Raw genomic sequence first — 24858 nt, forward strand, 5'->3', positions numbered from 1 at the left:
CGCCGCATAACCACACAGCGCCAACCCCATCCCGGCTCCGCTGCGCTACGCCGGGATGCTGCCGCGCGTCTGGACACGGTCATTTTCGGATTAGGTGGTGACGTGCGCTTCGAGCCCGGCCGGTTGATCATGCACCGGAACGTGCGGCAGGGCCGGATCGGCTGGGTCCGGTCGGCCACGGTGGTCTCCGACGACGAACGCGGCCTGCTGCTCTGGGTGGCGCGGGAAGCGCCGGTGGCGCACGAGGTGAACGTCGCCGGCCTGGGCATGCGGGCCGTGCCGTTCGCCGAGTGGGTGACGTCGTCCTACCGGCTCACGCAGGGGCGGTGGAGCGGCCCGCCGGTGCTGAAGTTCCTGCCGGCCGGCGCGGCCCACTCCGTCTGGTGGTTCCGCGACGCGCGGGGCCGCTTCCAGAACTGGTACGTCAACCTGGAGGAGCCCGGCGTCCGGTGGGACGACGGCGAGGTGGCCGGGGTCGACATGGTCGACCAGGACCTCGACGTGGTGGTGTACCCGGACCTGAGCTGGGAGTGGAAGGACGAGGACGAGTTCGCCGAGCGGCTGGCGTTCCCGGAGCACTACTGGGTGACCGACGAGAAGGCGGTCCGCGCCGAGGGCGAGCGGGTGATCCGGATCGCCGAGGCGGGCGAGTTCCCGTTCGACGGCACCTGGTGCGACTTCACCCCACTCGCCGAATGGGACGTACCGGACGAACTTCCGCCGGGGTGGGACCGCCCGCCGGTGCGCTGATCCGGTGTCGTCCGTCACGGCCCGATCCGCCCCGGGCGTGGTGTCCGGGTCCGGTGTGAGAGTTCCCGGTCGGATCTGGCAGAATGGGTCGCTGGTATCCGGCGCGCGTCCGGCGCCCTCTAACCCGGGCGCGTCGCCAGTTCACCGAGCAGTCTCCGGCCCAAACCCCACTGTGCCGGTCGGCGCTCACCCGCCACACCGCCCGTACCGGGCCGGTGAGATCGCAACAGGAGCGAAACAACTGTGGCCGTAAAGATCCGGCTCCTGCGGATGGGCAAGATCCGCAACCCGCAGTACCGCATCGTCGTCGCCGACTCGCGCACCAAGCGCGACGGTCGCGCGATCGAGTTCGTCGGTGTGTACCAGCCGAAGGAAGACCCTTCGGTGATCGAGGTCAGGTCGGAGCGGGTCCAGTACTGGCTGTCGGTCGGCGCTCAGCCGAGCGAGGCCGTGCAGCGCCTGCTGGAGCTGACCGGTGACTGGCAGAAGTTCAAGGGCCTGCCGGCCCCGCCGCCGCTGAAGGTCGCCCCCGAGCGGGCCGACCGCAAGGCGGCGTACGAGGCCGAGGCGAAGGCCGCCGCCGGTGTGGCGGACACCCCGGCCCGGCCGGCCAAGAAGGCCGCCAAGCCCGAGGCCGCCAAGCCCGAGGCCGCCAAGCCGGAGGCCGAGGCCCCGAAGGCCGAGGAGCAGACCGGTGTCGAGTCCGGCGAGCAGGCCTGACATGGCGCTGCGTCCCGCCCTGGAGCACCTGGTCAAGGGGATCGTCGACCACCCGGATGACGTCCGGGTGCGGATGGTCGATTCCCGTCGGGGCAAGCGGCTCGAGGTCCGCGTGCACCCGGAGGACCTCGGCACGGTGATCGGGCGGTCCGGACGGACCGCCAAGGCGCTGCGCCAGGTGATCGGCTCCATCGGCGGGCGCGGGGTACGCGTCGACATCGTCGACTCGTACTGATGCTTCTCGTCGTCGGCCGGATCGGTAAGCCGCACGGGATCCGCGGTGAGGTCACCGTGGAGGTGCGGACCGATGAGCCCGAAGCACGGTTCGCCCCGGGCACGGTGCTGCGCACCGCGCCCGGGGCGGTCCCGTCCGAGCCGGGCGCCTGGCGGGTGCCCGCGGAGTTGACCGTCGAGGCCGCCCGCTGGCACCAGGGGCGGATGCTGGTCGCCTTCGAGGGCGTGCTGGGCCGTGACGTCGCCGAGGCGCTGCGCGGCACCCTGCTCAGCGTGGACAGCGCCGACGTGGCTGCCCCGGAGGACCCCGAGGAGTTCCTCGACCACCAGCTGGTCGGCCTGGCCGTGGTCACCCCGGCCGGCGAGCGGCTGGGCGAGGTGGCCCGGATCGACCACGCCCCCGCCTCCGACCTGCTGGTGCTGCGCCGCCCGGAAGGGCGGACCGCGCTCATCCCGTTCGTCAAGGCGATGGTGCCCGAGGTCGACCTCGCGGGCGGACGCGTGGTGGTGGAGCTGCCCGGCGGGCTGCTCGACCTCTGACTGGAGCCACCCCATGCGCGTCGACATCGTGTCGATCTTTCCCGAGTACTTCGCCCCGCTGGACCTGTCGCTGATCGCCAAGGCCCGCGCCAACGGCACGCTGCGGCTGGCCGTACACGATCTGCGGACCTGGACCCACGACGTGCACCGCACGGTCGACGACACGCCCTACGGCGGCGGTCCCGGCATGGTGATGCGGCCGGAGCCGTGGGGCGAGGCGCTGGACGCCCTGGCCCCCGACGAGCTGAGCCCGGACGGGCACACCCTGCCCCGGCTGCTCGTCCCGTCCCCGGCCGGCGTCCCGTTCACCCAGGCCATGGCACACGAGCTGGCCGGCGAGTCGCACCTGCTCTTCGCCTGCGGCCGGTACGAGGGCATCGACCAGCGGGTGCTCGAGCACGCGGCGACCCGGATGCGGGTGACCGAGGTCTCCCTCGGTGACTACGTGCTCTTCGGTGGCGAGGTCGCGGTGCTGGTGATCCTCGAGGCGGTCACCCGGCTGCTGCCCGGGGTGCTGGGCAACGCCGGCTCGCTGGACGAGGAGTCGCACGCCCACGGGCTGTTGGAGGCCCCGATGTACACCAAGCCGTCGAGCTGGCGCGGGCACGAGGTGCCCGAGGTGCTCCGCTCCGGCGACCACGGGCGGATCGCCCGCTGGCGGCGCGACGAGGCGCTGCTGCGCACGGCGGACCGTCGCCCCGACATGATCGCCGCGCTCAGCGCGGAGAGCCTGGACAAACGGGACCGGGCGGCGTTGGAGCGGGGTGGATTTCAGCTGCCGCCGGGGGATGTGGCAAAGTAGAGGGGTTGCCGCATCCGTCCACGCCGTGGGCGGCTGCGAGGACCCTCGACCGGGGGTCGGCTCTGTGGATCCCCGCCGGGGGGTCGGCGTCGCCGACCACCACCCGGGGGTCAGAATCACCCATCCGCGCATCGACTGACGATGCGCCGTGAGCCTCACGAGGACGCAGCGATGAACATCCTGGACGCCCTTGACGCCCAGTCGAAGCGCGTTGACCTGCCCGACTTCCGCGCCGGTGACACCGTCAAGGTGCACGCGCGAGTCGTCGAGGGCAACCGGTCCCGGGTCCAGATCTTCCAGGGCGTCGTCATCCGCCGCCAGGGTGACGGTCTGCGCGAGACCTTCTCGGTCCGCAAGGTCAGCTTCGGCGTGGGCGTGGAGCGCACCTACCCGCTGAACAGCCCGGCGATCGACCGGATCGAGGTCGTGACCCGCGGTGACGTGCGGCGGGCCAAGCTCTACTACCTGCGCGAGCTGCGCGGCAAGAAGGCCAAGATCAAGGAGCTGCGCGAGAAGCAGCCGGCCAGCTGAACTCCCGCTCGCCACGCCTGACCTGCGCGGATGTCGTATCGACCAGATCCCATTACCCTGGTCGTACGGGCGCGGGACGGCGTACAGCGGTCCACTGCCGCCCGTGGGGCCTCACGACGAGGCTCCCGGGCGGTAGTGTCGTTTCCGCGGACCGGAGAGTGGCATGGTGCAGATGCTTGACGAGGACGGCGCCGTCGATCCGTGGCGCCGGAGGTCCCGGCGCACCCGGCGGCAGATGCCGCTCTGGCAGGAGTTGCCACTGCTGTTGATCGTGGCCTTCTGCCTCGCGGTGCTGATCCGCACCTTCCTGCTCCAGGCGTTCTTCATCCCCTCCGGGTCGATGGAGAACACCCTGCTCATCGGCGACCGGGTGCTGGTCAACAAGGTCGTCTACGACGTCCGCGATCCGGTCCGTGGCGAGGTGGTGGTCTTCCGGGGCACCGACAACTGGGTCGCCCAGGAAGCCCCCGCGCCGCCGACCAACTTCGCCGGCAAGCTCGGCCGCACGCTGGGCGATCTGGTCGGCGTCAGCCGGCCGGGGGAGAAGGACTTCATCAAGCGGGTCATCGGCGTACCCGGCGACAAGGTCTGGTGCTGCGACGACGGCCGGGTGGTGGTCAACGGCGTGCCGCTGGACGAGCGGTCGTACGTGACCGAGGACTCCCCGGAGAACCTGCCGCCGAACCCGAAGGAGTGCCGCTCCCGCAAGTTCAACGAGGTGGTCGTACCGCCGGGGCAGATCTTCGTGATGGGTGACCACCGGTTGGTCTCGCAGGACGCCCGTTGCCAGGGGCCGGTGCCGATCGACAACGTGGTGGGGCGGGCCTTCATGATCGTCTGGCCGCAGCAGCGGTGGACCACCCTGCCCGTCCCGCGGACCTTCGCCGACCTGCCGCAGCCTGACGCGGCGCCGGCCCGGCCGGTGCCGGTGGATCCGAACCCGGTGGGTGGTGTGGTCCTGCTCCTGCCGACCTCGGCCGCCCTCTCCGTTCTCGCGCGTTCGGGGCGACTGCGTCGCACCCGGGGACGTAGGCTCCTCCCGTGATTGACGAGCAGACCGAAAAGCCGCGCAGCTCCTTCTGGAAGGAGCTGCCCATTCTCCTGGGTGTGGCGATCCTGGTCGCGGTGCTGGTACGTGCCTTCGTGCTGCAGACCTTCTTCATCCCGTCGCCCTCCATGGAGAACACTCTCAAGATCGACGATCGGGTGCTGGTCAACAAGTTGGTCTACGATTTCCGCTCCCCGCACCGGGGTGAGGTGATCGTGTTCAAGGCGCCCACCGAGTGGAGCGGCAACCCCGACGGTGAGGACTTCATCAAGCGGGTGATCGGCGTCGGCGGCGACCACGTCGTCTGCTGCGACCACACCGGCGACCAGGAGCGCCTGATCATCAACGGCAAGCCGATCGACGAGCCGTTCATCTTCCCCGGCAACAAGCCGGCGGACCAGGACTTCGACATCACCGTGCCGGAGGGTCGGCTCTGGGTGATGGGTGACCACCGGGAGGCCTCCGGCGACTCGCTGGAGCACTGGCAGCAGTCGGGCGAGGACATCAACGAGGCCACCATTCCCGAGGACCAGGTCATCGGCCGGGCCTTCACCATCTTCTGGCCGGTCAACCGGGCCACCTGGCTCAGTGTGCCGAAGCAGTTCGACGGGATTCCCAAGCCCTGACCGGGAGGGCATGGGCGGCTGTCGGAGCCGTCTGGCAGTCTTGGGCGGTGACCACCTACCACCCTCGCCGCGCGGCCCGGGTGCTGCTCGTCGACGCGGGCGCCCGGGTGCTCCTCTTCGAGGGCAGCGATCCGGCCCGGCCCGGCCACCGCTACTGGTTCACCCCCGGTGGTGGCCTGCACCCGGAGGAGACGCCGGCCGAGGGCGCGGCCCGCGAGTTGGCCGAGGAGACCGGCCTGCGGCTGGCCCCGGCCGAGCTGGGCGACCCGGTCCGGGCCGAGACGATCGAGTTTCCGTTCGACGGCGTCTGGTACCGGCAGGAGCAGGAGTTCTTCCTGGTCCGGGTGCCCGGCTGGGCGGTCGACACGGCCGGCTTCGACGAGATCGAGCGGGCCAGCGTGCACGGGCACCGCTGGTGGACGGTCGCGGAGCTGGCCGCCAGCACCGAGCGGTACTACCCGACCGACCTGCCGGACCTGCTCACCCGGGCGCTCGGCGCCGGTTCGGTGCCCGCCGGCAACGGGAGTGTGCCGTGCTGACCCCGCCGCGCACCGTGGTGCGCCGCGACGGCGGCCTCTACGCCCTGGAACGGGCCCTGCAACGGCGGGGCTTCCGGCACGTGGCGGGCGCCGACGAGGCCGGCCGGGGGGCCTGCGCCGGCCCGCTGGTGGCCGCCGCCGCGGTGCTGCCCGAGGGGCGGCGCGGCGAGATCGACGAGCTGGCCGACTCCAAGCTGCTCACCCCGGCGGCCCGGGAACGGGTCTACGACGAGGTGGTGGCGCGGGCGCTGGCGTACGCGGTGGTGGTCATCCCGGCCGAGGAGGTCGACGGTCGCGGGCTGCACGTGTGCAACCTGGCCGCGATGCGGCGCGCGCTGGCCTCGCTGACCACCCGCCCGGAGTACGTGCTGACCGACGGCTTCGGCGTCGACGGGTTGGACGTGCCGGGGCTGGCGGTCTGGAAGGGCGACCGGGTGGCTGCCTGCGTGGCGGCGGCGAGCGTGCTCGCCAAGGTCACCCGGGATCGGATCATGGTGGAGTTGGACGGGCGGTACCCGGGCTACGGCTTCGCCGAGCACAAGGGGTACATCACCCCCGAGCACACCGCCGCGCTGCGGGAGCGGGGGCCCTGCCGGGAGCACCGCTTCTCGTACGTGAACGTGGCGGCCGTCTCGGGCCGGGACGGCCGGCCGCCCCGGGCCCGGCGCCCGGTGGTCGGTGGCGGGGTGGCCGAGGGCCCGGACACGCCGATGGAGCGCTCCGGCGCGCCAGGGAGTACCGTCGGCGTGGCGTTGGGCGAGCAGCCGCGACCCCCGGCACCGGTGGGGGAAGATGTGGTCATGGAAGGCGGAGTGCGATGAGCGCGGAAGATCTCGAGAAGTACGAGACCGAGATGGAGCTGCAGCTCTACCGGGAGTACCGCGACATTGTCCGCCAATTCTCCTACGTGGTGGAGACCGAGCGCCGCTTCTACCTGGCGAACCAGGTCGACCTGCACGTCCGCAACTCCGACGGCGAGGTCTACTTCGAGGTCGAGATGCACGACGCCTGGGTGTGGGACATGTACCGCCCGGCGCGGTTCGTGAAGAATGTCCGGGTGATGACCTTCAAGGACGTCAACGTCGAAGAGCTCGAAAAGCCCGACATTTCGCTTCCCGCAGATTCCGGATTCGGCGGCTGACCCGGCCGTTCCGGCCCGGCGGCCGGACACCGCCGCCACCATCTCGACCCGCCGCAGCAGGTAGTCGGCGGGCCTTCTTCGGCCCCCGGGCTGCCCGACCGGCTGCGGTCGTCGGCTAGCGCACGAACTCGAACATGGTGGCGCCGGCCGGCAGTGGGCGGGGCATCCCGGTGAAGCGGTGCGCGCCCACCCCGACCCCGTCCGCAGGGCTGCTCAACGCGACCGGTTCGAAGCCCTCCTCGGCGAACCACGCGCAGAGGGTGGGCACCAGGTCCGGCTCGCGGCGGTGCCGGGTCCAGACGACCGTCCCGCCGGTGGCGCAGAGCGCGGCGCAGTGCCGGACCGTGTTCCGGATGTCCGCGTCGACGATGTTGCCGAAGATGCCGCAGGCCAGCACCAGGTGCGCCGGCGCCAGGTCCGCGTACTGGTCGGTGCGCGCGGCGTCCCCGACCACCACCTCCACCCGGTGCAGGCCGGCCTCGGCGGCGAACCGCCGGGCCACCTCGGCGTTGCGCGGGTCCAGCTCGACCAGGCGCGCGGTCACGTCGTCGCGGCGGGGATGGGTGGCGAGCACCGGCAGCAGGTCGGACCCCTGGCCGGCGCAGAGACTGACCGCCCGCAGCGCACCGGCCGGCGCGGTGTCCAGGGCCGCCCGGACCTGGTCGCGCACCTCGGCCAGCCGCCGGGACAGCGCCGAGTCCGGCTGGTCATAGTCGGCGTGCCAGGCGTACCAGTCCGTCGTCACGCGGCCAGCATAGGCCCGGTCCCGTAACAGATCTGCCCCGTGCGTGGGGCGCTGTGCACAGCTCGACCACCGTCCACAAAGACGCCCGCCGGCGGTGGCGGGACGGCTCGGTCCGCCGGCAGGCTGCCGGCGTGTGGACCTCACCGTCGGGACGGCTGACCGCCGTCGGATGCCTGCTGCTCGCCCTCCACCTCACCGGGCCGGCCGTCCTGCCGGGCGCCGGCGTCGCGCCGGCCGGGCCGGCGCCGGGAGCCGGTGAGTCGGGGGCGGCGTCGTCGGCGCCGGGCGTCGGCGGGGTCAGCGGACACCACCACGCCCCGGCCGGCGGACCCTTGTGGACGGCGGCCTGGCCGCTCGCCGGCACGCCCCGGCCGGTACGCCGGTTCGACCCGCCGCCGCAGCCGTGGCTGCCCGGCCACCGGGGAGTGGACCTGGCCGCCGCCCCGGGCGCCGAGGTCCGTGCCGCCGTCGCCGGGACGGTCCTCTTCGCCGGCCCGGTGGCTGGGCGTCCGGTGGTCACCGTGGGCCACGCCGGTGGGCTGCGCACCACCTACGAGCCGGTCCGACCCGGGCTGCCGGCCGGTGCCCGGGTCGCCGCCGGCACGCCGATCGGCGCGCTGCTCGCCGGCCATCCCGGCTGCCCGGCGGCCGCCTGCCTGCACTGGGGACTGCGTCGGGGCGAGGACTACCTGGACCCGCTCGCCCTGCTCGGTCTCGGGCCGGTCCGGCTGCTGCCGGTCGACCCGGCGTCGCCCCTCCGGCTGGCCCGGTGAGCGACCGCTCAGCGGGCCACGGGCCGTGGGTCCGGTGAGTGACCGCTCAGCCCTGGGCGAGCAGCGTGGGCAGGCGGATCGCCAACCGGTCGTACTCCTCCGGCGTGTTGTAGACCTGGCCGCAGAGGCGCAGCCAACCCCGGCCGTTCCAGCCGGCCACCGAGACCTCGGCGTCGAGACGCTCCGCGATCCTGGCGCGCAGCTCGTGTGCCGCGTCGACCGTGGTGGCGACGCCGGGCGGCAGCGGGACCAGGCGCATGGCCACCGTCGGTCCGCCCGGGTCCGGCAGGTCGGCCGGCGCCACCCCGAGCGCGTCCCCGACCACCCGCTGCCCGTACGCGGCCAGCGCGGCGTTGTGCGCGCGCACCCGGTCGACGCCGAGGCTGCGCAGGGTGAACAGGCCCGCCGGGGCGGCCAACCAGCCGGTGTAGTCCAGCGTCGCCTGCCATTCGACCCGCGCGGGGTAGCCGCCGTGCTGCTCCCAGGAGACGACCAGCGGCTGGATGCGTTCCCGCCACGGCTCGCTCACCACCAGCGCGGCGGTGCCGCGCGGCGCGTACGCCCACTTGTGCAGGTTGCCGACCCAGAAGTCGGCGCCGATCGAGGCCACGCTGATCGGCAGCATGCCCGGCGCGTGCGCGGCGTCGACCAGCACCGGCACGCCCCGCTCGCGGGCCACCCCGGCGATCGCGGCGGTCGGGAACAGCTTGGCGGTGGGCGAGGTGAGCTGGTCGACGATCAGCAGCCGGGTACGCCCCGGGCGCAGCCCGGCCCGGACGATCTCGACGATCTCCTCGTCACCCGCGTCCAGCGGCACCGGCAGGCAGCGGTGCGTCGCGCCGGTCCGCGCGCACTCCCGCTCCACGGCGAAGGCGACCGCGCCGTACCCGTGGTCGGTGGTCAGCACCTCGTCGTCGGCGCGCAGGCCGAGCGACTGGAGCACCACGGCGGCGCCGGTGGTGGCGTTGCCCACCAGGGCGGTGCCGTCCGGGTCGGCGCCCAGGAACGTGGCCAGGTGCCGCCGGGTGTGGGCGATCCGCTCCACCAGGCCCTGGGTGAAGAAGCGCAGTGGGTTCGCCTCCATCTCGTCACGCAGCCGTTGCTGGGCCCGTTGCACGCCGATCGGCACCGCGCCGAACGCGCCATGGTTGAGATAGCTGACCGATGGATCGAGGGAGAAGAGCAGCCGAGCCCCGGGAATCGGCTCGGGTGGCCGCGGAACGGTCATCCGCCGATCGTAGCCCTTCGTGGATCATCAACTTGGGGTTCTCCCAGGTCGCCGGTCAGGCGCGCGGATGCGCCTGCCGGTACGCCGCGCGTAGCCGCTCCACCGACACGTGGGTGTAGATCTGCGTGCTGGCCAGTGAGGAGTGGCCCAGCAGTTCCTGCACCGCCCGCAGGTCCGCGCCGCCCTCCAGCAGATGGGTCGCGGCCGAGTGGCGCAGTGCGTGCGGGGTGGTCCGAGGCAGGCCGGCGGCCTCGGCGTACCCGGCGACGATCCGTCGGGCCGTGGTCGGGTTGAGCCGTCCGCCCCGGGCCCCGAGCAGCAGCGCCCCGCCCGAGCCGGGACCGGCCACGGCCGGCCGGCCGCGGGTGAGCCACTCGTCCAGCGCGCGCTGGGCGGGCACCCCGTACGGCACGGTCCGCTCCCGGCCACCCTTGCCCAGCACCCGGATCACCCGCCGGGCGTGGTCCACGTCGGCGATGTTCACGCCGCACGCCTCGCTAATCCGTACGCCGGTGGCGTAGAGGAGTTCGAGCAGCAGCCGGTCCCGCAGCAGCACCGCCTCCTCGGCCGGCCCGACCGGGCGGTCCGGCGCGGGGTCCGCCTCGGGGACGGTGGTGTCCGGCGTCGGCGGGACGTGCCGGTCCGGCATGGCCATCAGGGCGGCGGCCTGGTCGGCGCGGAGCACGCTGGGCAGCTCCCGGTGTGCCTTCGGGCTGGCCAGCGCGGCGCCCACATCGCTGCCGAGCAGGCCAGCCCGGTGCGCCCAGGCGCTGAACGTGCGGGCGGAGGCGGCCCGCCGGGCCAGTGACGTGCGGGCGATGCCCGTGGTCCGCTGCCGCGCCAGCCAACTGCGCAGCACCGTCAGGTCCAGCTCCGACAGGTCCGCACAGCCCATCCGCGTCCCGTGGTCGAGCAGCGAGACCACGTCGCCGACGTACGCCCGGACGGTGTGCGCGGAGCGGTTGCGGACCCGGGCCAGGTGGTCGGCGAAGTCGTCCACCGCCTCCCGCATGGCCGGCGGCAGCCCTTGATGCAGGTCCCGAGTGCCCGGCCGGCCGCCGCTACTCACCGGTCCCGCCCAGCCGTCGGGATCGGGCTCGCCGCCCGCGCCGGGCCGGCCCGCCCCGGTCGCGGTACGCCGCGAACCCGGTGGAACCTACTGGCGGTGGACACCGATCCAGCCTACGACGCGGCCACCGAGCAGGCGGGCCACCGGGCGGGTGGGCCACCGGGCGGGTGGGCCACCGCGCGGGCGGCGCGCCCGGGTGGATGGGCGCCCGCAGTTGGATCACCGCATCGCGCGGCGTCCCGGGGCGGAGGCTGCCTGGTGGGCGGATACCGGGGTGGCTCGTTCCCGGGGCTGGCTGAACGGGACCTGGACAGGGGAAACTGTTCCTACGAAATGGACGGTGGCCGCGGATCGGGTCGCAGCGAGGGCTGGATCGGGACCGCCGTCGACGTAGGCATCTCCTCAGTCGCGGCGGCTGGAGCGGTGCGTAACGCCGGACGCCCTCGGGTGGCGGCGCGGAAGGGTGATTCGCGAGTCGGACGGTACGGGCGTCGAGCCGCAGGGTGGGCGCTGACGGGAGGAGGGACCGGACGTGGGTGTGGATGCCGTCCTCTACCGGCAGGTGCGCGCGGGGCCGCCTCGGGGCCGACCGTCCTACGTCGCGACCGAGACGGTGGCGGATCCGGACGACGTGCTCCTGGACCTGCTCAAGCGGGTGCGCGGCGGGGGACGTACGCCGCTGCTGGACCGCGTCGACCCGCTCGGCGAGCTGGTGGTCGGCGTCGAGTCGGCCCCGCAGCTGCTCGACGAGCTGCGCTGCCTCATGGAGGTGGCCCGGGTGCCGGCGGAGGCCGAGCGGATCCGGCGGCTCGCCCTGCTCGTCCGACGCTGCCTGAACGGCCGGAATGTCGAGATCCGCTTCGAGGGCGACTGATCCTCACCGGCGGGCGGGCCGGTCACCGGCGGGCGGGCCTGCCACCGGCGGGGGGCCGGCCACCGGCGGGCGGGCCGGCCGTCGGCGTGCCGGCGGGTTCGGCCCTGCCCCGGTCCGGGTCAGACCGAGCTGGCCAGCAGGCCCGCCACCGCGGCCCGGGCCGGGTCGGGGTCGGCCCAGCTCCAGTGGTCGGGTGCCTGATGCCGCCACCACGAGCCGGCTCACCTCCGGCCGCCGGACGACGCCGGGGCCAGCGCGTATCCGTCGTCGCGGCGGACCACCAGGGACAACTCCTCCAGCATGGACAGCTTCCGCATGGCGGTACGCAGGTCGACCCCGGCCCGGGCCGCGACGGCCTCCAGCGCGAGCGGTCTGCGCCGGGGCAACGCCTCCAGCACCTGGGTCGCCGCGTCGTCGAGGCCGTCGCGGAGGCGCTCTGGGGCCCGGTCCGGCGGCGCCAGGTCAGCGCCGATCCGTCCCACCTCCTCCAGCACGTGCGCGACCCCGGTGACCAGCCGGGCCCGGGGCTCGTCGCGCAGCGACCGGTGCGCGCCGACGGACATGGCCGAGGTGACCGGCCCGGGCACCACCATCCCGGTGCGCAGGACGCCGATCGCCCGGTTCAACGTCTGGGTGGCCCCGCTGCGCGCCGCCGCCTCGACCAGCACGGTGCCGCGGGTGGCGGCCGCGATGACCCGGTTGCGGATGAGGAACCGGGGCCGCAGCGGCTCCGCGCCCGGCAGCCACTCGCTGACCAGCAGGCCGGTCTCCGTGATCCGGTCGAACAGCGCCGTGTTGCCCATCGGGTAGGGGCGGTCCAGCCCGCAGGCGAGCACCGCCACGGTCAGCCCGCCGGCGGTCAGCGCGCCCCGGTGCGCGGCGGAGTCGATGCCGAACGCGCCGCCGGAGACGACCGTCCAGTCCCGCTCGGCGAGCCCGTAGCCCAGTTCGGTGGCGACGTGCGTCCCGTACGGGGTGGCCGCCCGCGCCCCGACCACGGCCACTGACCGCTCGAAGGCCTGCCCCAGCGGCCAGGCGCCGCGCACCCAGAAGCAGAGCGGGGGAGCGGTCTCCAGATCGACCTTGCGGGTGGCCTCGGAGAGCTGGAGCCGGGTCAGGTCCGCGACCTGGTGCGGCCACTCGTCGTCGTGGGGGGTGACCAGCCGGGCGCCGAGCCGTTCGGCGCGGGCCAACGCCTGCTCGGCCACTGCCCGCGCGTCCCCGCCGCTCGACCGGGCCGCCACGGTCGACCGCAGCGCCGAGTCCGCCGCCTCGCCGCGCAGCAGCAGGTCCAGCGCGGCGACCGCGCCGACCTCCTTGACCAGGTGGAACACGGCCCGGGTGCCGGGCTCGGCCAGCCAGGTCAGCGCCACCCGGGCCAGCCGGTCCTCGTCGGTGCCGGTCATCAGCCCTCACCCATCCGCAGGTGCACGGCCTCGGCGATGTCGTCGCCCTCCGGCCGGTCCCGCCCGTCCAGGTCGGCGATGGTCCAGGCGAGCCGGAGCACCCGGTCGAACCCCCGGGCGGAGAGCGAACCGGAGTCGAGCCGCCGGCGCAGTTCCCGGATGTCCCGGCCCGGCAGCTGCCAGGGCGGGCGGCGCAGGTAGGGGCCGGGGACGTCTGCGTTCACCCGGTGGCCGGTGCTCGACCACCGGTCGGCGGCGGCCCGGCGCGCCCCGGCCACCCGGTCGGCCACCGTGGCCGAACACTCGGGCGGGGTGCCGGTCGCCAGCAGCTCCGCGGCCCGCACCGGGTGCAGCCGCACCTGCAGGTCGACCCGGTCGAGCAGCGGCCCGGAGAGCCGGCCCAGGTAGCGCCGGCGGGCCAGGGGAGTGCATTCGCAGTCGAGATCGCCGGACGGCTTGGCACAGGGGCACGGGTTGGCGGCCAGCACCAGTTGGGTCCGGGCCGGGTATTCGGTGGCGCCGTGCGCCCGGGTCACCCGTACCCGGCCGCTCTCCAGCGGCTGGCGCAGCGCCTCCAGCGCCGGCTTGCTGAACTCGGGCGCCTCGTCGAGGAAGAGCACCCCGCGATGGGCCAGCGACACCGCCCCGGGACGGGCCAGGCCGGAGCCCCCGCCGACCAGGGACGGCACCGTGGCGGTGTGGTGCGGCGCCTGGAACGGCGGACGGCGCAGCAGCCGTCCGCCGGGCGGCAGCAGACCGGCGATGGAGTGCAGCGCGGTGACCTCCAGCGCGGCGTCGTCGTCCAGCGCCGGCAGGATCGACGGGAGCCGCTCGGCCAGCATGGTCTTGCCGGCGCCGGGCGGGCCGAGCAGGGCCAGGTGGTGCCCGCCGGCGGCGGCCACCTCCAGCGCCCGGCGGCCGAACCCCTGACCGGCCACGTCGGCCAGGTCGGGGCCGCCGGGGGCGGTGGGCGGCTCGGCGGCCGGTGGCGGCAGCAGCGGAGTGCCGTCGCGGACGAAGGCCACCAGGCGGTGCAGCGTGTCCACGGCCCGGATCCGTACGCCGGGCAGCACGGCCGCCTCGGCGGCGTTGGCGGCGGGCACGACGACGCGGTCCAGGCCGGCGCGCGCGGCGGCGGCGACCATCGGCAGGACACCGCGCACCGGGCGGACGGCGCCGTCGAGGCCCAGCTCGCCGAGGATCACCGTCCGGTCCAGCGACTGCAGCGGCAACTCGCCCGAGCCGCCGAGCACGGCCACCGCGATGGCCAGGTCGAACGCCGAACCGTATTTGGGCAGGGTGGCCGGGAGCAGGTTGAGGGTGATCCGCCGGTTCGGCCACTTCTGGCCCGAGTTCACGATCGCGGCCCGGACCCGGTCCCGGGCCTCGTGCAGGGCGGTGTCGGGCAGGCCGGAGATGACCACGCCGGGCAGCCCGAGGGCGAGGTCGGCCTCCACCTCCACCACGTGTCCGGTCACGCCGACCAGCCCGACGGAGAGCACCTTGGCGTAGCTCATCTCAGAACGCGCCCTTCAGGTGCTCGACCCGGGCCGGCCCGGCGGTGGGGAGCCGGACGGCGAGGACGTCGAAGCGGACCTCGCCGGCGTGGGTGCCGGTCTCGGCCAGCCAGCGCGCGGCCAGACCGCGCAGCCGCCGTGCCTTCGCCCGGACGACCGCCTCGGCGGGGGTGCCGAAGTCGTCGGTGCGGCGGGTCTTGACCTCGCAGAAGGCGAGCACCTCGCCCTCCCAGGCGATGATGTCGATCTCGCCGTCGGCGCACCGCCAGTTCCGGGCGACCGGGCGCAGTCCCGCCTCGATCAGGTGCCGGACCGCGCACCGCTCGCCGTACGCGCCGACGGCCTGGTTCCGCTTCGTCATGGCGACGACGGTGCCGCGTACCGGGCGGTGGCGTGCTCCGGCGACGCCCGCCTGTGGATGACGGGGTGGGCTGTGGACGACCGGACGATCATGGGTCGGGTGTGCTACGGCTCCGGCTGCCGTGACCGTGTGGCAGCATCGCCGCATGCTGCGACTCACTGATTTCATCATCGACTGCCCGGACCCGATGGAGCTGGCGGCCTTCTACGCAGCGGTGACGGGCCGCCCGGTCAAGGAGGGCAGCAACAACGACTGGGCCGGTATCCGGTTCGGCGAGATCGAGTTGGCCTTCATCCGGGTGGCGGACTACCGGGCCCCGCGGTGGCCCGACGGCGAGCACCCCAAGCAGTTCCATCTCGACTTCGAAGTCGACGACATCGAGGCCGAGCAGAGCCGCATGCTGGCCCTCGGCGCGACCCTGCGGCAGGACTCCGTCGGCCCCAACGGCTACGGCTGGCGCGTCTACACCGACCCCGTCGGCCACCCGTTCTGCCTCTGCCGCAACAAGGGCGTCACCTGGACCGACCAGGGCCCGATCTGGCCCACGGACAGGTAGGGGCGGTAGCGCCGGTCCCGACGCGCCGGGTGCGCCACAACGACCGACGCGGACGTCGTCACCCCGCCCGGGGCGATCCGCCGGCCCGGCTCGGCGGGTCGCCCCGGGAGCCGGGTCGAACGGCATCGACCAGCGGCGATGCCGCTCGGGGCCGAATGGCGGACCGGGTTCCGGTCGCATACCGTGCCGGTCGTGGACGGACGACGGAGCTTTCCCGAGGATGAGCAGGGGTCGCGCTGGGGCGACCGGGGGTACGCCGAGCCGGACTGGCGGGCCGAGCCGCGGCATCGCGACGACGACTACCTTGTCCCCGAGCAGCGTGAGGGCTTCCGGTACGGCGAGGCCGCACCGTACGGCGGGGCCGATCCGCTGGTCGACGGGGCCGACGGTTACCGCCGGTCGCGCTGGACGGATGATCCGGACACCTCCACCGAGCTGCCGGGCGAGCGGGCCGGCCGGCGGGCCGCCCGGGAGGCCGCCGACCCGCTCGGCGGGGCCAGCCGGGAGGCCGGACCGCTCGGCGCCGACCCGCTGCGGTCCGGCCCGCTCGGCGGCTACCCGATCGTCGAGCCGACCCGTCCGGCGGAGCCGGCCCCGGCGCCGGGCACCGTCGGGGACCATCCGGCGCACGCCGGCGCCCCCGTGCTGCCGGCCGGCGAGCGTCCCGCCGGGGTGCCGGCCGGCGCGGAGCGCCCCGCGTACCCCGGGGCCACGCCGCTGACCGTCGGGGAGCGGCCCGGCGTCACCGGTGCCGAGGTCGCGCCCGGGCCGGTGCCGCACCCGCTGGAGTTGCCGACCGGCCCGATGCCGTCGGTGGCTCCCCGGCCGGACGCGGCGAAGCCGGGCGACGGGGTCTACCGGACCCGCCGGCCGGTGCTGGCCGTGCTGCTGGCGGCGCTCGTGCTGGTCCTGGAGGCCCCCGCGCTGCGGGTGCTGCTGCACGGTCTGGTCGGCGACCCGGTCTCCACCTCGCACGTCGTGGTGGGCACGTTCCTGGTGGTCGGCCTGCCGATCTTCGGCGCCGGCCTGTACGGGTTGCGCACCGGTGGGCTGGCCCTCGCCGACGGCAGCCGCGGTTGGCTCCGGCCGCCGACCGCCTACCTGACCGTCGGGCTGGTGCTCTTCCTGGCCGCCGCGCTCGCCGCCCGCTGACCCCGCGGACATACCTCCCCGACCCGGAGGTATGTCCGGAACCGGGGCGCGGTCGCGGCCCCGGCGACCGGGCCGCCCGCCCGGCCACCCGCCTGCGGTTCCCGTACCTCGGTGGCCGGGTCCGACGGGTGGCCGCCCCGGGCGGTTCCCGCACCCCGGGACCGGGGCCGCGGGAGAGCGCGTACACTGGTCGACTGGCGACCGCCTCGCGCGGTCGACCTCGCGTGCCCTCTCCACGGACCGTTCCGTGGGGCGACGGCCTCCCTGGTCCCGATCCCGTTCGGGTCCGTCATGGCCGCCGACCGGGCGCCAGGCGTCCGGCCGCCGGCCGGACGGGACAACCAGGGAAACTAGGAGTACCCCATGGCCGTCGTGACCATGCGCCAGCTGCTGGAGAGCGGTGTCCACTTCGGGCACCAGACCCGGCGCTGGAACCCGAAGATGAAGCGCTTCATCTTCACCGAGCGCAACGGTATCTACATCATCGACCTGCGCCAGACCCTCGACTACATCGAGAAGGCGTACGACTTCGTGCGCACCACGGTGGCCGGGGGCGGCAGCATCCTCTTCGTCGGCACCAAGAAGCAGGCCCAGGAGGCCATCGCCGAGCAGGCGACCCGGGTCGGTCAGCCGTACGTCAACCACCGCTGGCTCGGCGGCATGCTGACCAACTTCCAGACGGTGTACAAGCGGCTGCAGCGGATGAAGGAGCTGGAGGCCCTGGGTGACCTGAGCGGCACCGCCGCCGGTTACACCAAGAAGGAGACCCTGCAGCTCTCCCGCGAGAAGATCAAGCTGACCAAGACCCTCGGTGGCCTGCGCGACATGCAGAAGCTCCCGGCGGCGGTCTGGATCGTCGACACCAAGAAGGAGCACATCGCCGTCGACGAGGCCCGCAAGCTGGGCATCCCGGTGATCGCCGTGCTCGACACCAACTGCGACCCGGACGAGGTCGACTTCCCGATCCCGGGCAACGACGACGCGATCCGCTCGGCCGAGCTGCTGACCAAGGTCGTCGCGGCCGCCGTGGCCGACGGTCTGATCGCCCGCTCCGGCCGGGGCCGGGGCGGCGACGAGAAGCCGGAGCCGGGCCAGGTCGGCACCGACGAGCCGCTGGCCGAGTGGGAGCGCGAGCTGCTCGAGGAGCCGAAGAAGGCCGACGAGCAGCCGGCGGCCGCCGCCGAGCAGCCCGCGACCGCCGAGCAGCCGGCGACCGCCGAGCAGCCGGCGACCGCCGCCGCGGAGTGATCGCGCCGTCGCGTCCCCACCGTCCGATTTCCCGGCCGGTGGGGCGCGGCGGGTACGCCGGGCACAACCGGCCCGGATCCGGGTAACCGGCAGCCAGACCATCCCACCGCAGTCTCAAACACCGAAGAGAGAGTCATGTCCAACTTCACCGCCGCGGACGTCAAGAAGCTCCGCGACCTCACCGGCGCCGGCATGATGGACTCCAAGAAGGCGCTGACCGAGGCGGAGGGCGACTTCGACAAGGCCATCGAGATCCTGCGCGTCAAGGGCGCCAAGGACGTCGGCAAGCGGGCCGGCCGCACGGCCGCCAACGGTCTGATCGCGCACTCCGGCACCTCGCTGCTGGAGCTCAACTGCGAGACCGACTTCGTGGCCAAGAACGACGCCTTCATCGCCCTGGCCCAGCAGCTGGTGGAGCACGGCGAGCGCAGCGGCGTGAACAGCGCCGAGGAGCTGCTCGCCAGCACCATCGACGGCAAGCCGGTCGCCGACCTGATCCAGGAGCAGTCCGCCAAGATCGGCGAGAAGCTGGTGCTCAACCGCTTCGCCCGGCTGGAGGGCGGCGCCACCGCCGTCTACCTGCACCGCAAGAGCCAGGACCTGCCCCCGGCCGTCGGCGTGCTGGTGCAGTACGCCGGCAAGTCCGACGAGGCCGGCGACGCGGACGCCCGCGGCGTGGCGATGCAGATCGCCGCCATGCGGCCGAAGTACCTGACCCGCGACGAGGTCCCGGCCGACGTGGTCGAGTCGGAGCGGCGCATCGCCGAGCAGACCGCCCGCGAGGAGAACAAGCCCGAGGCGGCGCTGCCGAAGATCGTCGAGGGCCGGGTCAACGCCTTCTTCAAGGACTTCGTCCTGCTGGAGCAGGCGTCGGTCGCCGACAACAAGAAGACGGTGAAGCAGCTGCTGGCCGACGCCGGCATCGAGGTCACCCGCTTCGTGCGGTTCGAGGTCGGCCAGGCCTGATCCGCCCGCCGGGCGCGGACGCGACCGGCGGCAGGGAAACGTCGACGAGGAGGCCGCCGGTGTACGTGACAGGCACCGCGGCCTCCTCGTCACATAGGGTCGGCAGCGGCAGTTACGCGGTACGGGCGCACGCGAGGTGCGCGACGGAAGGGGCGCGGCGGATGACGCAGGTTGTGAGTGACCGGAGCCTGGCGGCGGACGATCCGACCGCCCCACCGCCCGGGCGGGCCCGCCGGGTGGTGCTGAAGCTCTCCGGTGAGGTCTTCGGCGGCGGCGCGATCGGCGTCGACCCGGACGTCGTGCAGGGCATCGCCCGGCAGATCGCCACCGTGGTGCGCCGCGGCGTGCAGGTCTCCGTGGTGGTCGGCGGCGGCAACTTCTTCCGCGGCGCCGAGTTGCAGAAGCGGGGCATGGACCGGGCCCGGGCCGACTACATGGGCATGCTCGGCACGGTGATGAACTGCCTGGCCCTCCAGGACTTCCTGGAGAAGGAAGGCATCGAGACCCGGGTGCAGAGCGCCATCACGATGGCCCAGGTCGCCGAGCCGTACATCCCGCTGCGGGCGATCCGGCACCTGGAGAAGGGCCGCGTGGTCATCTTCGGCGCGGGCGCCGGCATGCCGTACTTCTCCACCGACACGGTGGCCGCGCAGCGGGCGCTGGAGATCCACGCCGACGTGGTGCTGATGAGCAAGAACGGCGTGGACGCGGTCTACACCGCCGACCCGCGGATCGACCCGACGGCGAGCAAGCTCGACTCGATCACCTTCTCCGAGGTGCTGCGCCGCAACCTGCGGGTGGCCGACGCCGCGGCCTTCAGTCTCTGCATGGAGAACGGCCTGCCGATGCTGGTCTTCGGCGCGCAGGGCGACGACACGATCGTCCGTGCCGTCAGCGGTGAGAAGATCGGCACGCTGATCACCGCCTGAACGGCCCGGTCGAGCCGGCAGCGGTCCTCCGACAGCACAGCAGCAGCACAGCCCACCACGAGCTACAGAAGGAGGCGAGGAGACCGGTGATCGACGACACCCTCCTCGAGGCCGAGGAGAAGATGGAGCGTGCCATCGAGCACGCCAAGGAGGAGTTCGGCGGGATCCGTACCGGTCGCGCCAACGCCGCCATGTTCTCCCGGATCGTGATCGACTACTACGGCACCCCGACCCCGCTGCCCCAGATGGCCTCCATCGGGGTTCCCGAGCCGCGCATGGTGATCATCAAGCCGTACGACAACTCGCAGCTCGGTGCCATGGAGAAGGCCATCCGCGACTCGGACCTCGGGGTCAACCCGAACAACGAGGGCAACCAGCTGCGCATCCTGCTCCCGCAGATGACCGAGGAGCGGCGCCGCGAGATGATCAAGGTCGCCCGGCACAAGGGCGAGGAGGCCAAGGTCGCCGTCCGCAACATCCGGCGCAAGGGCAAGGAAGAGCTGGACCGCCTGGTCAAGGACGGCGAGGTCGGCGAGGACGAGGGCCGGCGCGCCGAGAAGGACCTGGACGACCTGACCCAGCGCTGCGTCGCCACGGTCGACGAGTTGGTCAAGCACAAGGAGAACGAGCTGCTCGAGGTCTGAGCGCTCGTACCCACCGCGGACGGCACCGGTGCCGCCGCTCCGACGACGACTTCGGGCCCGACCTCGGCTCCCCGGCGGCTCCGGCCGGACGGGGGGCCGACCGGGCCGCCGGGAGCCGCCGCCGTCGGGGCGGCGGCGCCGGTGCCGCCGTCGTGGGTGGGTGATCGTCCGCCGTGCCGGCTTCCCGGGTGCAGTAGGCTCGGCACGATTCCCGGCCACCACCGGATGAACGGCGGGAATCGGCCGGCCGTCGGGCCGGTCAACCGGAGCAGTCGCGCCTGTAGGGGATGGTTTTGGTCTTGCGTCATGTGGCGGCACTCGCATCGCGTACCGGTGCGTGATGTCCCACCCCGACCCCTACGGCACGGCCGAGCCGGGCGGCTGGGACCGCCCCGAGCGTCCGGCGGCGCTGCCCTGGCCCGACACCGATCTTGAGCCGGGCCGCTGGCACCGGCCCGGCGCGCCGGAGGCCCACGCCGAGCCGCGGACCCGTCCCGCCGCCGACCCGTACGCCCGACCCCGCCCGGACAACGGGTTCGACGCGCCGCGCGGTGGCCGCCCCCACGACGGGGGGCCCGGCTACGGCGGCGGACCCGGCGCCCCGCCCGGCTACGGTGCGGAACCCGGCCACCGGCCCGACCACCCGATGCGCTTCGCCGGCCCGGCCCGCGACGGCGACCCGGCCGACGACCGCCGCTACCGCGACGAGGGTCTCGGCGGCCCGGACCCGCGCGGCCGGCTCCAGGACGGCGGGCCGTACGCGACGGCCTACGACCGGCCCGGGGAGCGTGGCTACGACCTGCCCGGGGAGCGTGGCTACGACCGGCCCGGGGAGCGTGGCTACGACCGGCCCGGGGAGCGTGGCTACGACCGGCCCGCGGAGCGTGGCTACGACGGGTCGGGCGGCACCGGCTACGACGATCCCGGGGATCGTCCCTACGACCGGCCGGTCCGCGACGACGCCCCGCCGGATCGGGACGGACCCGAGCGGTGGCGCCCCGACGGGCCGGGTGGGGACTACCCGACGGCCCAGATCGCGCCGGTGCGCGACGAGCCGATCGCCGCGCGGCCGGCGGCCGGGGACGAGCCGGCGCCGGCGGGCCGCCGGACCCGGGGCCGGCGCCGGGCCTCGGCCGACCGGCCGCCGACCACCCAGCCGGCGACCGGCCGGGCCGGGCGTAACCTGCCCGCCGCGATCGGGGTCGGGCTGGCCCTCGGCGCGGCGATCGTGCTGCCCCTCTTCTTCTACCTGCCGGCGTTCCTGGCGGTGGTCGCCGCCGCGGTGGGGATCGGCATCTGGGAGATGGCCCGCGCGGTGCGGCGCGGCGGCGCCCACCCGCCGCTGGTGCCGCTGATCGCCGGCGGTGTGCTCACCATCGCCCTGGCCTGGTTCGCCGGGCCCGACGCGCTCAGCCTCGGCCTGCTGGTCACCGTGCTCGGCACGATGATCTGGCGGCTCGGCGACGGCCCGGGCAACTACCAACGCGACCTCACTGCGGCCACCCTGATCGCGGTCTACGTGCCCTTCCTTGGCGGCTTCGCGGCGATGCTGGCCGCCGCGCCGGACGACGGGCACCTGCGGGTGCTGGTCACCCTGATTGCCGTGGTGCTCTCCGACACCGGCGGGTACGCGGCCGGCGTGGCCTTCGGCAAGCACCCGATGGCCCCGAAGATCAGCCCGAAGAAGTCCTGGGAGGGCTTCGCCGGTTCGGTCACCGCGGCCGCGGCGGGCAGCGCCCTGCTGCTCTGGCTGCTGCTCGACGTGGCCCCCTGGTGGGGCGCCGTGTTCGGGCTGGCGATCTCCGGCGCGGCCGTCCTCGGCGACCTGGCCGAGTCGATGATCAAGCGGGATCTCGGGGTCAAGGACATGAGCAACCTGCTGCCCGGGCACGGCGGGCTGATGGACCGGCTCGACTCGATCCTGTTCGCGGTGCCGACGGCGTACCTGCTGCTGGCGGTCCTCGTGCCGATGGCGGGCTGAGGCGTGAATCACGCGGGCGGGAGCGCATCCGCCGGCCGGTCGGGGCCGATTCAGGACCTACGGACGGGTGCGTCCCGCTTCCGGCGTGTCAGACTGGACGCGCCATGACGAGCCTCCCCCTGATTTCCGTGGACCCCGACGCCCGTGGTCGCCGCCCGGCGATGCCGCCCCGTCACCTCGCCGACCTGGACCTGCCGGGCCGGCAGGCCCTCGTCACCGAGCTGGGGGAGCCGGCGTTCCGCGCGAAGCAGATCTCCAACCACTACTTCGGCCGGCTGGTCCGGGACCCGGAGCGGATGACGGACCTGCCGGCCGCGTCCCGGCAGCGGCTGGCCGGCGCAATGCTGCCCGCCCTGCTCACTCCGGTCCGCGAGCTGGCCTGCGACGACGGCGCGACCCGCAAGGCACTCTGGCGGCTGCACGACGGCTCGCTGGTGGAGAGCGTGTTGATGGGCTACCCGGACCGGGTCACCGTCTGCATCTCCAGTCAGGCCGGCTGCGGCATGGCCTGCCCGTTCTGCGCCACCGGCCAGGCCGGGCTGACCCGCAACCTCTCCACCGCGGAGATTGTCGACCAGGCGGTCTACCTGGCCGGGGTGGCCGCCTCCGGGGCGGTCGCCGGCTCGCCGCCGCGCCTGTCGCACGTGGTGTTCATGGGCATGGGCGAGCCGCTGGCCAACTACTCGCGGGTGGTGGCGGCGATCCGCCGGCTGGTCGCGCCGGCCCCGGAAGGGCTCGGCCTGTCCCAGCGGCACATCACCGTTTCCACGGTCGGCCTGGTGCCGGCCATCCGCCGACTGGCCAGCGAAGACCTCTCAGTGACCCTTGCGTTGTCGCTGCACGCCCCCGATGATGAGCTGCGCGACGAACTCGTCCCGGTCAACCAGCGCTGGAAGGTGTCCGAGGTGCTGGATGCGGCGTGGGACTACGCGGCCACGACGGGGCGTCGCGTGTCGATCGAGTACGCGATGATCAAGGACGTGAACGACCAGCCGTGGAGAGCCGATCTGCTCGGGCGGCTGTTGGCCGGCAAGTTGGCCCACGTGAACCTCATCCCGCTCAACCCGACTCCGGGCAGCCGCTGGGACGCCAGCCCGAAGCCGGTCGAGCGGGAGTTCGTCCGGCGGTTGCGCGACGCCGGGGTGTCGACCACGGTGCGGGACACCCGGGGGCGCGAGATCGACGGCGCGTGTGGCCAACTCGCCGCCGCCGAGGACAGCGACACCGACCCCCGCACCGCGACGGCGTAGCGGTAGAGACCAGGAGACATAGTGGCGAGTCAGGGTCAGCGTTTCCGGCGTAAGGCGCTCCGCCGGGGATACAAGGTCGACGAGGTCGACGCCTTCCTGGACCGGGTGGAGGCGACGCTCGCCGGTCAGCCGGTCGGCGCGCCCGTGGCCTCCCAGGAGGTCCACGACGTCGTCTTCCGGGTCCGGTTCAACGGCTACGACGAGTGGCAGGTCGATCTGCACCTCGACCGGGTCGAGCGGCAGCTCGCCGAGCTGGAGGAGCGCGGCGCCGCCCCCGGCGGGCGTGGCGGCGACCCGCGGCTCGCCGACCGGATGGGCCCGCCGATGCGCGACGACCGTGGCCTGTCGCCGGTGCCGCAGCCCCCGATGCCGCCCCGGCAGATGCCCGCGCAGCCCGGCCCGCCCGACCGGTACGGCAACCGCTACGACGAGCCCACCGGCGCCTTCGCCGGCGGCTACGACGCCCCGCGCGGCGGCTACGACGCGCCCCGCGGCCCCGGTGGTCCCGGCCCGATGGGCCCGGGCGGTCCCGGCCCGATGGGGCACGGCGGGCCGCCGCCGCGCGGCCTGCCGCCGGGCCCGGCCGGCTACGGCCAGGAGGAGCGGTTCGACGGGTTCGAGGCCGGCCGGCACGGGCGCGCCGACATGACCGCCGAGATCCGGATGCCCGAGCGGGACCCGCGCGATTCCCGCGACCCGCGTGGCCGCGGCCCGGCCGGCCCGCCGCCGCTGCCGCAGCAGGGCTTCGGCCCGGAGCAGGGCTACGGCCCCGGCCCGGGGATGCCGCCCGGCCCGCCGCCGATGGCCGGTCCGCCGATGGTGGGGCCGCCGATGGCCGGCCCGCCCGGCAGCGACCTCTACCGGGTCGACCAGATCCGGCGCAGCTTCCAGGTGCGCCGCTTCGGCAGCGGGTACGACCCGGACCAGGTGGACCGGTTCTTCGAGGCGCTGCTCGGTGGCATGCAGGGCCGCAATCAGATGCCGGTGAACCCGAAGGACCTGGACACGCTGCGCTTCGGGCTGGTGCCCGGCGGCTACTTCGAGGCCGAGGTCGACGCCGCGCTCAAGGACGTGCAGGACATCCTGCTGGGCCGCTGAGCCCACCGACGACGACGAGGGCCCGTCCCCGTGCGGGATGCTGTTGGTTAATTTGGGTTCTGCGTGACGTCGGCCTTCAAGACCTGGTTGTGGTCTTGAAGGCCGACGTTTTCGTATTGGGGTGGGTTGC

The 24858-nt window shown here is 74.0% G+C and carries 27 protein-coding genes and 1 pseudogene; 22 read left to right on the top strand and 6 right to left on the bottom strand.

Features of this window, described 5'->3' with window-relative positions:
- The first annotated feature begins 102 nt into the window (after nucleotides 1-102).
- The 11 genes from AB0I11_RS31550 to AB0I11_RS31600 all read left to right on the top strand — a co-directional run bounded on the left by AB0I11_RS31550 (nucleotide 103) and on the right by AB0I11_RS31600 (nucleotide 6931).
- Nucleotides 103-750 (top strand): DUF402 domain-containing protein, encoded by a 648-nt coding sequence (locus AB0I11_RS31550; protein ID WP_357329036.1) that lies wholly within the window; start codon nucleotides 103-105, stop codon nucleotides 748-750.
- A 243-nt stretch (nucleotides 751-993) separates the two neighbouring features.
- Entirely contained in the window at nucleotides 994-1470 is a 477-nt protein-coding gene (gene rpsP, locus AB0I11_RS31555) for a 30S ribosomal protein S16 (protein WP_357329039.1), read from the top strand.
- The gene (locus AB0I11_RS31560; RefSeq protein WP_187399607.1) at nucleotides 1445-1705 is read left to right on the top strand and encodes an RNA-binding protein; all 261 of its coding nucleotides are present in this window, start codon (nucleotides 1445-1447) and stop codon (nucleotides 1703-1705) included. The genes rpsP and AB0I11_RS31560 overlap by 26 nt, the downstream gene beginning before the upstream one ends.
- A complete protein-coding gene (gene rimM / locus AB0I11_RS31565) occupies nucleotides 1705-2244 on the top strand; it encodes a ribosome maturation factor RimM (protein ID WP_357329044.1) in 540 nt (179 codons plus the stop codon). Before AB0I11_RS31560 ends, rimM begins: the two co-directional genes overlap by 1 nt.
- A 13-nt stretch (nucleotides 2245-2257) precedes the next feature.
- Nucleotides 2258-3046 carry a tRNA (guanosine(37)-N1)-methyltransferase TrmD gene (trmD, locus tag AB0I11_RS31570; RefSeq protein ID WP_357329047.1) on the top strand — a complete coding sequence of 263 codons (789 nt, stop codon included), beginning with the start codon at nucleotides 2258-2260 and terminating at the stop codon, nucleotides 3044-3046.
- A 171-nt stretch (nucleotides 3047-3217) separates the two neighbouring features.
- Nucleotides 3218-3577 carry a 50S ribosomal protein L19 gene (rplS, locus tag AB0I11_RS31575; RefSeq protein WP_132265126.1) on the top strand — a complete coding sequence of 120 codons (360 nt, stop codon included), beginning with the start codon at nucleotides 3218-3220 and terminating at the stop codon, nucleotides 3575-3577.
- Nucleotides 3578-3740: 163 nt separating this feature from the next.
- Nucleotides 3741-4622, top strand: coding sequence for a signal peptidase I (gene lepB / locus AB0I11_RS31580; RefSeq protein WP_357329050.1), 882 nt, complete (start codon nucleotides 3741-3743; stop codon nucleotides 4620-4622).
- Complete coding sequence (gene lepB / locus AB0I11_RS31585; RefSeq protein WP_357329053.1) at nucleotides 4619-5251, top strand: signal peptidase I; 633 nt, start codon at nucleotides 4619-4621, stop codon at nucleotides 5249-5251. Before lepB (AB0I11_RS31580) ends, lepB (AB0I11_RS31585) begins: the two co-directional genes overlap by 4 nt.
- Before the next feature lie 47 nt (nucleotides 5252-5298).
- Complete coding sequence (locus AB0I11_RS31590) at nucleotides 5299-5790, top strand: NUDIX domain-containing protein (protein ID WP_357329056.1); 492 nt, start codon at nucleotides 5299-5301, stop codon at nucleotides 5788-5790.
- Nucleotides 5784-6611, top strand: a complete 828-nt coding sequence (locus AB0I11_RS31595; protein WP_357329059.1) for a ribonuclease HII — start codon at nucleotides 5784-5786, stop codon at nucleotides 6609-6611. Before AB0I11_RS31590 ends, AB0I11_RS31595 begins: the two co-directional genes overlap by 7 nt.
- Complete coding sequence (locus AB0I11_RS31600) at nucleotides 6608-6931, top strand: DUF2469 domain-containing protein (RefSeq protein ID WP_007075222.1); 324 nt, start codon at nucleotides 6608-6610, stop codon at nucleotides 6929-6931. The genes AB0I11_RS31595 and AB0I11_RS31600 overlap by 4 nt, the downstream gene beginning before the upstream one ends.
- A 115-nt stretch (nucleotides 6932-7046) precedes the next feature.
- Here the strand turns inward: AB0I11_RS31600 and AB0I11_RS31605 are convergent, their stop codons facing one another.
- Nucleotides 7047-7676, bottom strand: coding sequence for a class I SAM-dependent methyltransferase (locus tag AB0I11_RS31605; RefSeq protein WP_357329062.1), 630 nt, complete (start codon nucleotides 7674-7676; stop codon nucleotides 7047-7049).
- A gap of 131 nt (nucleotides 7677-7807) precedes the next feature.
- On the opposite strand from AB0I11_RS31605, the gene AB0I11_RS31610 reads away from it, so the two are divergent.
- Complete coding sequence (locus tag AB0I11_RS31610) at nucleotides 7808-8449, top strand: M23 family metallopeptidase (protein WP_357329065.1); 642 nt, start codon at nucleotides 7808-7810, stop codon at nucleotides 8447-8449.
- Nucleotides 8450-8495: 46 nt separating this feature from the next.
- Here AB0I11_RS31610 and AB0I11_RS31615 read toward each other — a convergent pair whose 3' ends face one another.
- Together AB0I11_RS31615 and AB0I11_RS31620 are read right to left on the bottom strand one after the other, a co-directional pair.
- Nucleotides 8496-9677 (bottom strand): aminotransferase class V-fold PLP-dependent enzyme, encoded by a 1182-nt coding sequence (locus tag AB0I11_RS31615; protein ID WP_357329068.1) that lies wholly within the window; start codon nucleotides 9675-9677, stop codon nucleotides 8496-8498.
- Nucleotides 9678-9732: 55 nt separating this feature from the next.
- Nucleotides 9733-10746 (bottom strand): tyrosine recombinase XerC, encoded by a 1014-nt coding sequence (locus AB0I11_RS31620; protein ID WP_357329071.1) that lies wholly within the window; start codon nucleotides 10744-10746, stop codon nucleotides 9733-9735.
- Between the two features lie 532 nt (nucleotides 10747-11278).
- Between AB0I11_RS31620 and AB0I11_RS31625 the strand changes: the two genes are divergently transcribed.
- Nucleotides 11279-11620, top strand: coding sequence for a hypothetical protein (locus AB0I11_RS31625; RefSeq protein WP_357329074.1), 342 nt, complete (start codon nucleotides 11279-11281; stop codon nucleotides 11618-11620).
- Nucleotides 11621-11841: 221 nt separating this feature from the next.
- Here the strand turns inward: AB0I11_RS31625 and AB0I11_RS31630 are convergent, their stop codons facing one another.
- Genes AB0I11_RS31630 through AB0I11_RS31640 form a run of 3 tightly spaced genes read right to left on the bottom strand, consistent with a single transcriptional unit; the run spans nucleotide 11842 to nucleotide 14904 of the window.
- A complete protein-coding gene (locus AB0I11_RS31630) occupies nucleotides 11842-13026 on the bottom strand; it encodes a DNA-processing protein DprA (protein WP_357329077.1) in 1185 nt (394 codons plus the stop codon).
- A complete protein-coding gene (locus AB0I11_RS31635) occupies nucleotides 13026-14543 on the bottom strand; it encodes a YifB family Mg chelatase-like AAA ATPase (protein ID WP_357329080.1) in 1518 nt (505 codons plus the stop codon). Before AB0I11_RS31635 ends, AB0I11_RS31630 begins: the two co-directional genes overlap by 1 nt.
- A gap of 1 nt (nucleotide 14544) precedes the next feature.
- A complete protein-coding gene (locus AB0I11_RS31640) occupies nucleotides 14545-14904 on the bottom strand; it encodes a YraN family protein (RefSeq protein ID WP_357329083.1) in 360 nt (119 codons plus the stop codon).
- 145 nt (nucleotides 14905-15049) lie between these two features.
- Between AB0I11_RS31640 and AB0I11_RS31645 the strand changes: the two genes are divergently transcribed.
- The 9 genes and pseudogenes from AB0I11_RS31645 (at nucleotide 15050) to AB0I11_RS31685 (ending at nucleotide 24728) form a co-directional block, all read left to right on the top strand.
- Nucleotides 15050-15460 carry a VOC family protein gene (locus AB0I11_RS31645; protein ID WP_357329086.1) on the top strand — a complete coding sequence of 137 codons (411 nt, stop codon included), beginning with the start codon at nucleotides 15050-15052 and terminating at the stop codon, nucleotides 15458-15460.
- A 155-nt stretch (nucleotides 15461-15615) separates the two neighbouring features.
- Nucleotides 15616-16612 (top strand): annotated as a pseudogene (locus tag AB0I11_RS31650) (hypothetical protein).
- A 363-nt stretch (nucleotides 16613-16975) separates the two neighbouring features.
- On the top strand, nucleotides 16976-17860 hold the full coding sequence (gene rpsB / locus AB0I11_RS31655; RefSeq protein WP_357329089.1) for a 30S ribosomal protein S2: 885 nt from the start codon (nucleotides 16976-16978) through the stop codon (nucleotides 17858-17860).
- Between the two features lie 135 nt (nucleotides 17861-17995).
- Nucleotides 17996-18826 (top strand): translation elongation factor Ts, encoded by an 831-nt coding sequence (gene tsf / locus AB0I11_RS31660; protein ID WP_357329092.1) that lies wholly within the window; start codon nucleotides 17996-17998, stop codon nucleotides 18824-18826.
- Nucleotides 18827-18987: 161 nt separating this feature from the next.
- Nucleotides 18988-19755 carry a UMP kinase gene (pyrH, locus tag AB0I11_RS31665; RefSeq protein WP_357329095.1) on the top strand — a complete coding sequence of 256 codons (768 nt, stop codon included), beginning with the start codon at nucleotides 18988-18990 and terminating at the stop codon, nucleotides 19753-19755.
- 86 nt (nucleotides 19756-19841) lie between these two features.
- Nucleotides 19842-20399 carry a ribosome recycling factor gene (frr, locus tag AB0I11_RS31670; RefSeq protein ID WP_357329098.1) on the top strand — a complete coding sequence of 186 codons (558 nt, stop codon included), beginning with the start codon at nucleotides 19842-19844 and terminating at the stop codon, nucleotides 20397-20399.
- 340 nt (nucleotides 20400-20739) lie between these two features.
- Entirely contained in the window at nucleotides 20740-22380 is a 1641-nt protein-coding gene (locus tag AB0I11_RS31675) for a phosphatidate cytidylyltransferase (RefSeq protein WP_357329102.1), read from the top strand.
- A 104-nt stretch (nucleotides 22381-22484) separates the two neighbouring features.
- Complete coding sequence (rlmN, locus tag AB0I11_RS31680) at nucleotides 22485-23630, top strand: 23S rRNA (adenine(2503)-C(2))-methyltransferase RlmN (protein ID WP_357329105.1); 1146 nt, start codon at nucleotides 22485-22487, stop codon at nucleotides 23628-23630.
- 21 nt (nucleotides 23631-23651) lie between these two features.
- Entirely contained in the window at nucleotides 23652-24728 is a 1077-nt protein-coding gene (locus tag AB0I11_RS31685; RefSeq protein ID WP_357329108.1) for a DivIVA domain-containing protein, read from the top strand.
- Nucleotides 24729-24858 lie beyond the last annotated feature (130 nt).

It is taken from the genome of Micromonospora sp. NPDC050495 (assembly GCF_040655175.1).
Classification (GTDB): Bacteria; Actinomycetota; Actinomycetes; order Mycobacteriales; family Micromonosporaceae; genus Micromonospora.